Source organism: Microcystis sp. M53602_WE12 (assembly GCF_030065455.1).
GTDB classification, from domain to species: Bacteria; Cyanobacteriota; Cyanobacteriia; order Cyanobacteriales; family Microcystaceae; genus Microcystis; species Microcystis aeruginosa.
On sequence record NZ_JASJFB010000639.1, the window covers coordinates 1 to 3,436 of the forward strand.

Sequence of the window (3,436 nt, forward strand, 5' to 3'; positions counted from 1 at the left end):
GCAACTTTTACCGAGTTTAGATGTAGGCTTATTGATGCGCTGTATTAATACAGAAAATCATGCTCAAGCACTGCGGGAATTTAGAGCAGGGATAAAAATTATTGAATCAACATAACAATATAAAATGGTAATTTTTTCTGCCTATCTAAAGATTATGGGTTAACTTAACAGTTGCAGAATGCCGAGAATTAAATTCTCAATATTTTATCACAAGGGAACAAGTTTTTAACCGTTTCATCGCCTCCGTATTATTAGAAGAAAGACGAGCAGGTAATACTAAATCCGTTGAGTATATGTTACATATCAGGACAGGCAAGAGGCAACCCCCCCAACCCCCGCCCCCCCCGATGTCGGGTAGGGTTGATTCATGAATCAACCCTACCTTGAATCAACCCTAGGACAAGGGGGGGTAGGAGGAATAGATAATCAGTCTTTAATAACTGGATTTAGTATAAGTATTTCATATATGTTGATTGAGAAACCCTTACCCGGTAATACTTCTATGTTTAGTCATTGTCAATAAGGTTGTCCTTATTGCGGTGACTAATTAGGGTTTGCTGAATAATGGTAAAACCCTTTTAAAATAAGGCTTTTGACCTGTTAAAGTCCGATGTTAGTGCAAGAAAATAGGATTGGGACTTTCAAAAACCTTGCATTATCCTTCTTGTAGTACATAGCTTGGTACAAAAAACAATGGCAACAAAGCCTAAAACGACCGGCTCCTGACGACCGGCTCCTGACTCCTACCCCCAGGAAAAACTTTTTCAGCAGACCCTAATTACCTGGCAAGTTCGCAGCTTTCTTTTCACTGATTACTGTTTACTATTCACTGTTCACTGATTACTGTTCACTGAAAAATCAACTCAATAACCAATCTAGATGATACTGTAAACATTGCTTGAGGTCGTAGCGTTGCTTGATAGTTTCCCTGGCCTTTAAACGCAGATTTTGCCAACGCTGGGGATAATTTAACACTTCATCCACGCGATCAGCTATTTGTTGGGGAGAAAAGAAATCCACTAATAAACCATTTTCCCCATCAGTAATTAATTCTCGCACGGGGGGAGTATCGGAACCAATCACGACGCAACCCATGGCCATGGCCTCTAACATTGACCAAGAAAGCACAAAAGGACGAGTAAGATAGATATGGGCGGCCGATGCCTGTAAAACCCGTTTATATTGACCGTAGGGCAGAGAACCGGTAAAATGCACCCGGGATAAATCCAAAGAAAGGCTTTCTAACATCAATTGTTTATAGGTTTTGCCGTCCGGTAGAGTTTTCCCATAAGCGACTCGATCCTCACCGACAATCACCACATGACAGTTAGGCCGACGGGCTAAAATTAGGGAAACAGCCGTCATAAATTGGGGAAAACCGCGATAGGGTTCCATTCCCCGGGTTGCATAGGTGACAATCTCCTTAACACCGGATAAATCTAAACCTATCTCTGGAATCACTAACTGCACATCGGGACGGGGACAGAAATAGTCCGTATCGATGCCATCGTGTAAAACCGTGAGTTTCGAGTTAAATTCTGGGGGAAATTGTTGTTTTTGCCAGATAGTCGGCGATAAACCTCGATCGCAACTGACCAGATCGATGAGGATCGTCGCATTTTTAATTCTAATCCGGGCCTCGGCATCAGCATTAAGGGGATCCGCCGGATCAAAATCAGCATCGGAACCATGGGCATGATAAAACCATTCAAAATAGGCTAAAAACTTAGTTTTCGGGAAAATATCCTTGATAAATAGGCCCGGCCCCCAGCCGGAATGTGCATAGACAATATCGGGATAAAAACCTTGATTTTTCAGTTGTTGGCAAACACCATAAACCGCTTGACCTTGTAAAACCGCACTTTCGAGGGGACGGACATAATGATGGGTTTGGGGAGAAACAGCGCGACTTTCCTGGTAAATAAATTTTTTTACCCCCGCTATCTCTCCCTCTTGCCTGGTAGTGCCGAAAATCACTTGATTTCCGGGGTCTTGAGCCAAAACCGTGCTTAAATGGCGAAATTGGGCGGGAAAATTGGAATGAAGGAATAAAAATTTCATCGCGGGTAAAGGTTTAGAAAAAGCGATCGCTAATCGTACATTGTCCCTGAAAACGGAGCAGATGATCGCATAATACCAAAGCCATCATCGCTTCTACCATCGGGACCGCTCGGGGTAAAACACAAGGATCGTGTCTTCCTTTGGCTGCCAGGGTGGTTTCCTCCCCGCTGCGCGTCACGGTTTTTTGTTCTTTACCGATAGTCGCGGTCGGTTTAAAAGCGATGCGGATAATAATATTTTCACCGTTACTGATTCCCCCTTGAATGCCCCCCGAACGATTGCTATTGGTGCGAATTTCCCCGTTATCATCGATAAAATACTCGTCATTGTGTTCGCTGCCGGTTAAGAAGGTTCCCGCGAATCCCGATCCGATTTCAAATCCCTTACTCGCGGGTAAGGACATCATCCCCTTAGCTAAATCGGCTTCTAGCTTATCAAAAACGGGTTCTCCTAGACCTTTCGGCACATTTCTGGCTACACATTCCACCACACCGCCGATCGAGTCCTTATCCAGGCGAATTTGGTCGATCAGGGCGATCATTTGGGCGGCCGTTTCCTCGTTGGGACAACGCACTATATTACTTTCCACCTCGTCGAGGGTGACGGTGTTGGGGTCGATGATTGCCTCAATATCTTTAATTCGCTTCACATAGCCGATAATCTCGACATTATAGACAGATTTAAGGATTTTTTTAGCGATCGCTCCTGCGGCCACCCGGCCGATGGTTTCCCGGGCCGAAGATCTGCCTCCTCCTTTCCAGTTGCGAATGCCGTATTTTGCTTCGTAGGTGGCATCCCCATGGGAAGGTCGGAATTTCTCGGCCATTTCGTTGTAATCTTGCGAACGAGCATCCTGATTCCGCACTAGAATAGCGATCGGTGTACCGAGGGTTTTGCCGTCAAAAACGCCCGAAATTATCTCACAAATGTCATTTTCCCGACGCGGGGTCACGATTCTGCTTTGTCCCGGTTTGCGACGGTCTAAATCGATTTGAATCTCCTCTTGGGAAATTTCTAAGCGCGGGGGACAACCATCGATAACCACTCCTACCCCACCCCCGTGAGATTCTCCAAAAGTGGAAACCCGAAATAGTCGTCCGAAAGTGTTACCCATAATCTCAATATTTATTAAGCCTCAAGGTTTTATTGTACCTGAGCGGTTATCAGTTTTTCGGGAATAGGGCTTGGGGGTTGGGAATTATGAATTATGAATTATGAATTATGAATTAAGTAGCTGGTTATAATTAAATTAAAAAGGCTCTTCGTTATTTGGTATGGTTCAATAGGGGAGCATAAATCGACTAAATCCTTATCTGGCAAGAGACTTAATTGATTAGTTCGCTCTAGATCGAAAACAATTGACAAAAATCGCCAA

The 3,436-nt window shown here is 44.3% G+C and carries 2 protein-coding genes and 1 pseudogene; 1 reads left to right on the plus strand and 2 read right to left on the minus strand.

Features of this window, described 5'->3' with window-relative positions; all coding sequences use genetic code 11:
* Positions 1–115 (plus strand): annotated as a pseudogene (locus PX482_RS20275) (Uma2 family endonuclease); the annotation flags it as partial.
* A gap of 743 nt (positions 116–858) precedes the next feature.
* Here PX482_RS20275 and PX482_RS20280 read toward each other — a convergent pair.
* Both PX482_RS20280 and aroC read right to left on the minus strand, forming a co-directional pair.
* Positions 859–2,061, minus strand: coding sequence for a glycosyltransferase family 4 protein (locus PX482_RS20280; RefSeq protein ID WP_002756825.1), 1,203 nt, complete (start codon positions 2,059–2,061; stop codon positions 859–861).
* 13 nt (positions 2,062–2,074) lie between these two features.
* Positions 2,075–3,175, minus strand: coding sequence for a chorismate synthase (gene aroC / locus PX482_RS20285; RefSeq protein WP_002756826.1), 1,101 nt, complete (start codon positions 3,173–3,175; stop codon positions 2,075–2,077).
* Between the last annotated feature and the right edge of the window lie 261 nt (positions 3,176–3,436).

Bases quoted from the DNA above. Each gene is read 5' to 3' on its own strand.
- PX482_RS20280 (WP_002756825.1), bottom strand. From the start codon at position 2,061: ATGAAATTTTTATTCCTTCATTCCAATTTTCCCGCCCAATTTCGCCAT.
- aroC (WP_002756826.1), bottom strand. From the start codon at position 3,175: ATGGGTAACACTTTCGGACGACTATTTCGGGTTTCCACTTTTGGAGAA.